Source organism: Tahibacter sp. (assembly GCF_035481375.1).
In the GTDB taxonomy this organism is placed as follows: domain Bacteria; phylum Pseudomonadota; class Gammaproteobacteria; order Xanthomonadales; family Rhodanobacteraceae; genus Tahibacter.
Map to the genome: position 1 here is coordinate 1 of NZ_DATIGT010000304.1, position 5,853 is coordinate 5,853.

Annotated in this window: 5 protein-coding genes; 3 read left to right on the forward strand and 2 right to left on the reverse strand. The window is 70.0% G+C overall.

Annotated elements, in window-relative coordinates; genetic code table 11:
- The first annotated feature begins 115 nt into the window (after positions 1-115).
- The 3 genes from ligD to VLF18_RS20180 all read left to right on the forward strand — a co-directional run bounded on the left by ligD (position 116) and on the right by VLF18_RS20180 (position 4,151).
- On the forward strand, positions 116-2,665 hold the full coding sequence (gene ligD, locus VLF18_RS20170) for a DNA ligase D (protein ID WP_325281428.1): 2,550 nt from the start codon (positions 116-118) through the stop codon (positions 2,663-2,665).
- Positions 2,666-2,771: 106 nt separating this feature from the next.
- Positions 2,772-3,347, forward strand: a complete 576-nt coding sequence (locus VLF18_RS20175) for a DUF4142 domain-containing protein (protein ID WP_325281429.1) — start codon at positions 2,772-2,774, stop codon at positions 3,345-3,347.
- 48 nt (positions 3,348-3,395) lie between these two features.
- Entirely contained in the window at positions 3,396-4,151 is a 756-nt protein-coding gene (locus tag VLF18_RS20180) for a BON domain-containing protein (RefSeq protein ID WP_325281430.1), read from the forward strand.
- Between the two features lie 176 nt (positions 4,152-4,327).
- Here VLF18_RS20180 and VLF18_RS20185 read toward each other — a convergent pair whose 3' ends face one another.
- Positions 4,328-5,290, reverse strand: a complete 963-nt coding sequence (locus VLF18_RS20185; RefSeq protein ID WP_325281431.1) for a YbhN family protein — start codon at positions 5,288-5,290, stop codon at positions 4,328-4,330.
- The coding region (clsB, locus tag VLF18_RS20190) for a cardiolipin synthase ClsB (RefSeq protein ID WP_325281432.1) at positions 5,277-5,853 on the reverse strand (577 nt) is incomplete at its 5' end. The genes VLF18_RS20185 and clsB, both read right to left, overlap by 14 nt.

Consider the following 5,853-nt stretch of genomic DNA (forward strand, 5'->3'; position numbering starts at 1 on the left):
CGACTGGCACGACGCCGCGAGCCTGTACGGACCGCGAACCTGACCGGCGACTCCGGCAAGCGAATTGCAGCGGCTCGCCGTGACGCGTCCGCGCACACCGAGCAACGGAGCTGCCATGAGTCTCGCCGCGTACCGGAAAAAACGGAATTTCTCGCGCACGCGGGAACCCGCGCCCGACGACGCGGCGACGCACGACGCGCGCAGCCTGTTCGTCGTGCAGCTGCATCATGCGCGGCGCCGCCACTACGATTTTCGCCTGCAGGTCGGCGACACGCTCAAGAGCTGGGCCGTACCCAAGGGGCCGAGCTTCGATCCCGAGGTCAAGCGCCTCGCCGCCGAGGTCGAGGATCATCCGCTGGCCTACGCCGAGTTCGAAGGCGAGATCCCGCACGGCGAATACGGCGGCGGCCACGTCGCGCAGTTCGATCGCGGCGTCTGGAGCAGCGACGGCGACGTCGCGCAGCAGCTGCGCAAGGGGCATCTGCGCTTCGAACTGTTCGGCAACCGCCTCAAGGGCGGCTGGCACCTCGTCCGCACGCGCCGCGGCCGCGGCAAGCAGCACGACTGGCTGCTGATCAAGGACGACGACGCCTACGCCGGCCCGACCGAAGCCGACGACCTGCTCGCAGGCGTCACGCCGCCGCCGGAGCGCGCATCGACGAAGCGCACCGCAACCAAGCGCGCTGCGACGAAGTCGGCCGCACCGGCGCAGCGCGCGCGCGGCGGACGGCGTATCGATTGGGAAAAGCGTGCATCGGCGCTGCCGGGCGCGCGCCGCGCGCGGCTGCGTGACGCGGCGTTCGCGCCGCAGCTTGCGCAGCTCGCCGCGCAGATTCCCCCGGGCGACGGCTGGCTGCACGAACTCAAGTGGGACGGCTATCGTCTGGTCGCGCTGCTGCGCGGCGGCAAGGCGCGGCTCTGGTCGCGCAATGCGATCGAATGGACGGACAAGCTGCCCGACATCGTCGCGGCGCTGGAACGCCTGCGCGTCGACGACGCCGCGCTCGACGGCGAACTCATCGCCGGCGGCGGCGCGCATCACGACTTCAGCCTGCTGCAGTCCACGCTCGCCGGCGACGCCCAGGCGAGCCTCACGTACGTGCTGTTCGATCTCGTGCATCTGTCCGGATTCGATCTGCATGCCACACCGCTGCACGTCCGCAAGACGCTGCTCGCGGAACTGCTGAAGCAGCCGCCCGGGCATCTCGCGTACAGCTCGCATATCGAGGGCGACGGCGCCGCAGCCTTCGAACTCGCGACGAGCCGCGACTTCGAAGGCACGATCGCCAAGCGCGCCGATTCGCCGTATCGCGGAGGCCGCAGCGACGACTGGCGCAAGATCAAGCGCGCGCACAGCGACGAATATGCCGTCGTCGGATTCACCGCGCCGCGCGGCAGCCGCAGCGGCTTCGGATCGCTGCTGCTCGCGCGTCATGTCGACGGCGCGTGGCGCTTCGCCGGGCGCGTCGGTTCCGGCTTCGACGACGCGCAGATGCGCCACGTCGCCGAGCTGCTGCCGGCCCGCACGAGCACCACGCCGAGCGTGCCGGTCGACGCGATCGACACCGACCTGCGCACGGCACGCTGGTTCGCGCCGGCGTTCGTCGTCGAAGTCTTCAGCCGCGGCGAAGGCCGGCAGGGCCTGCTGCGCCAACCCTCGCTCAAGGCCATCCGCATGGACAAGACCGTAGCCGACCTCGCCGGTTCGCGCCGCCGTTCCGCGACCGAGAACAGGACCGCCGCGAAGGCATCGCCGCGCCGCCGGCGTTCGCGCGATGCTGACGCTGCCGATACCGAAGCCGGCGATGTCGCGATCACGCATCCGGAACGGCTCGTGTTTCCCGAGGACGACATCCGCAAGCAGGACGTCGTCGACTATTACCGCGCCGTCGCACCGTGGCTGCTGCGCGAGATCGCGGGCCGGCCGCTGTCGATCGTGCGCTGTCCCGACGGCATCGCACAGGCCTGTTTCTTCCAGAAACATCGCACCGCCGGCATCAAGCATGTCGATCGCGTGCGGCTCAAGGAGGAATCCGGCGCGACGCGCGACTATCTCGTCGTCAACGACGAACGCCAGCTGCTCGAACTCGTGCAGTTCAACGCGCTCGAATTCCATCCCTGGGGTTCGCACGCCGCGAACCCCGACCGCGCCGACCGGCTCGTGTTCGATCTCGATCCCGGACCGGGCGTGAGCTGGAGCGACATCAAGCGCGCGGCGCGCGACCTGCGCGATCTGCTTGCGCAGACCGCGCTGGAATCGTTTCTGCGCACCTCGGGCGGCAAGGGCCTGCACGTCGTCGTGCCGCTGAATCCCGGCTGCGACTGGGATCTCGTCAAGCGCTTCGCGCAGGGCTTCGCACGCAGCCTCGCCGAGCAGCAGCCCGATCGCTTCGTCGCCGTCATGACCAAGTCCAAACGCAACGGGCTCATCTTCGTCGACTACCTGCGCAACGGCCGCGGCGCGACCAGCGTCGCCTCGTACTCGCTGCGCGCGCGCGCCGGCGCGCCGGTGGCCATGCCGATCGACTGGAGCGAACTCGCGCGGCTCACGAGTCCGGCCGCGTTCGACCTGCATTCCGCACGACGCCGCCTTGCACGACGCAAGCACGATCCCTGGGACGGCATCGAGACGCTGAAGCAGAACCTGTCGCGCTGGGCGCACTAGCGCGATTGCGGCGGACGCGGCCGGACCGCGGCGCGTTGGCATATCGCTTGCTGCCGCAAACGTCGCGCGCCAGCGCATCCCTGAACCGCGACAGCCGGAGGTCGCCATGATCGTCACGAACTATCTGTCCGCATTTGCTACGGGCATCGCGCTCGCCGTCGTCGGTGTAGCGACCGCGCAGAATCCCCCGACGCCCGCGCCGGAGAAGACGGCCGCCACGCCGGCGCCGCAGCCCGCGGCCGGCGATGCGGCCGCGCTGAGCACGCTGCGCGCGGTCAACAAGCACGAGATCGCCGCCGCCGAGCTCGCCCAGTCCAAGAAAGTCGATGCCGCGACGATGGACTACGCCAAGATGCTGCAGAAGGACCACACGGCAAATCTGGAAAAAGTGGAATCCATCAGCAAGCTCACGAAGACACCGCTCGCCGAGAGTCCCGACGTGAAGACGCTCGAGGAGAAGAAGAAGGCCGAACGCGACACGCTCGCGAAGCTCGACGGCACGTCGTTCCAGACGGCATATCTCGACGCGATGATCGCCGGGCATGCCGACGTGCTGAGCCAGCTCGACACCAAGCTCCTGCCCGGCGCGACCGACGCCGCCGTGCAGCAGCATCTGCGCGCGACGCGCGAAAGCGTGAACCGCCATCTGACCAAGGCCAAGGAACTGCGCGGCAAGCAGTGAAGCGTCTTGCCCCTTGCGAAGCTTGGCCCATTGCCCACGGAGAACCGCATGAACCGCAACGGCAACGATCGCGACCGCCCGCGGCAGCCGCCCCGCACCGACCTGCGCGACTACGCGGGCGTGCAGCGCGGGACCTACGGCCGCTATGACGAAGACGACTGGCAGCCGCGCGATCAGCGCGGCGAGGACCGCTGGGGCTACGGCGACTACGTCGCCGAGCGCGGGCTGAGCCAGCAGCCCGGCGGAATGTCCTCGCACTTCGACGCCGAGGCGCAGCGCGGCGACTATCGCGGCCATTACGGCGCCGAACGCGGCCACGGCCGCGAAAGCGGCTACTACGGCAGCGGTGTCGAGGACGGCGGCGCCGGGTACGCCCCATCCGGCGCGCAGCAGCATCCCGGACGCGGCGGATTCGGATCCGGCGCCTACGGCGGCTACGCCGAACGCACGAGCGGACAACCCGGCAGCGGCGCCTACGGTCGTCCGCGCGGCCGCCCCGGCGAAGACTTTCGCGGCCGCGGCCCGAAGAACTACGTCCGCAGCGACGAGCGCCTGCGCGAAGACATCAGCGAGCGCCTGACCGCCGACCCGCAGATCGACGCCAGCGAGATCACTGTCGAAGTCCACGACGGCCACGTGACCCTGACCGGCAGCGTCGACCGCCGCCAGACCCGTTATCGCGTCGAAGACCTCGTCGATGCCTGCAGTGGCGTCCGCGACATCGACAACCGCCTCGGCGTCGGTCCCGCGCAGACCACCGGCACCGGCGACGCAACGAACAGGACGCCGCCGAAAAACGCGTGAACGCGCAGGTCGGGGTGAGCCGCAGGCGAACCCCGACATCGCGGCGATTCCGCCGCGAGGAACCCATACGAGGGAATGTCTGCCGCGTTGTTTAAATAGGCACAGACCTCCTCCGCCACGCGTTCGGCAGTAGCGACTACCTCGACGTTGGGGTTCGCCTTCGGCTCACGGCCAGCCTACGCGGCCTGCGCTTTCGCCGTCACCCGGCGCGATTTTCCGCGGCGCAGCAGCCACGTGATGCTCAGCGGCGCGAGGGCGAGCGGCAGCAGGTAATAGGCCGCGCGATAGACGAGCACGCCGGCGACGACGCGGTGCGGATCGAGGCTGCCGCTGAGGCTCTTGAGGATCACGTAGTCGAGCACGCCCCAGCCGCCGGGCACGTGCGTGACGGCGCCCGCGATCGCGGCGACGAGCAGCGAGGCCAGGGTTTCGCCGTAGCCGGCGCCGTCGCCGAGCGCCAGACGCAGCACCAGGCCCATCAGCGCCCAGTTCGTCGCGCCGACGGCGATCTGCGTGACCGCGAGGCCGATCGCCGGGAAACGGAATTCGTGGCCGCGGATGCGCCACTGCGTCTGCCGCAGGCATGCGGCCAGATAGAACGTGACCGCGAGCGCCGCGCCGCCGCTCAGCGCGATCGCACCGCCGTCGCCGATCCAGCGCGTCATCACGAGCGGAGGTACCCACAGCGGCAGGCTTGCGAGCAGCACGAGGTAGCCGAGCCAGTTCGCCGCCATGCTCAGCGCGATCATGCGCGACACGTCGGCCACGGCCACGCCCTGGCTGCAGTACAGCTTGTAGCGCAGCGCGGCGGCGCCGACGAGGCTGCCGAGATTGAGATTGCAGGCATAACTGCTCGTCGCGGTCAGCCAGACGCGGCGCCGCGGCAGTTTCAGGCCGAGCGAGCGTGCACCGAGCACATCGAGCATGCCGTAGAGCGCATGGCTCGCGAGCGCGATGCCGGCGATCGCCGCGAGCGCGCCGGCGCTGCGCGAGCGCAGCGCCGCGAGCACGGCGTTCCAGTCGGTCTCGCGCGCGATGTCGACGACGAGCCACGCCGTCAGCGCGAGCAGGCCGATGCCGACCGCGCGCAGCGCGTAGCGCCGCCAGCGCGGTTCGCGCGCCGGCTCAGCGGCTCGCATGGCCGTCCGGTTCGAGGCTTTCGATGCGCGGGCGCGCCGCCGGTATGCGTTCGGCCCAGCGCGGATAGTGACGCAGGAAATGGAACACGAGCACGCTGCTGATGGTGCGCCACCAGGTGCGCCGCGGAACGCGGTCGGAAGTGACCGGCCTGCAGCTTTCGTCGATGAGCGTGCGCAGCCGGTCGCCGAGCAGCGTCGCGAACGCCGGATCGTCGATGACGACGTTGGCCTCGAGATTCAGCGACAGGCTCAGCGGGTCGAGATTGCTCGACCCGACCGTTGCCCAGCGGCCGTCGACGACGGCGACCTTCGCATGCATCGGCCGTTCGCAGTATTCGCAGACGCGCACGCCGGCCGGCACGAGATAGTGGTAGAGCCAGCGCGCGACGACGGTGACGATCGGCATGTCGGGATTGCCCTGCACGACGATGGTCACGCGCACGCCGCGGCGCGCGGCGCGGCGGAGGTCGCGCAGCAGCCGGTAGCCCGGGAAGAAATAGGCGTTCGCGATCAGGATCTCGCGGCGCGACGCGCGGATCGCGATGCGGTATTCGCGCTCGATG

Coding starts and splice junctions, on each gene's coding strand:
- ligD (WP_325281428.1), top strand. CDS start 116: ATGAGTCTCGCCGCGTACCGGAAAAAACGGAATTTCTCGCGCACGCGG.
- VLF18_RS20175 (WP_325281429.1), top strand. CDS start 2,772: ATGATCGTCACGAACTATCTGTCCGCATTTGCTACGGGCATCGCGCTC.
- VLF18_RS20180 (WP_325281430.1), top strand. CDS start 3,396: ATGAACCGCAACGGCAACGATCGCGACCGCCCGCGGCAGCCGCCCCGC.
- VLF18_RS20185 (WP_325281431.1), bottom strand. CDS start 5,290: ATGCGAGCCGCTGAGCCGGCGCGCGAACCGCGCTGGCGGCGCTACGCG.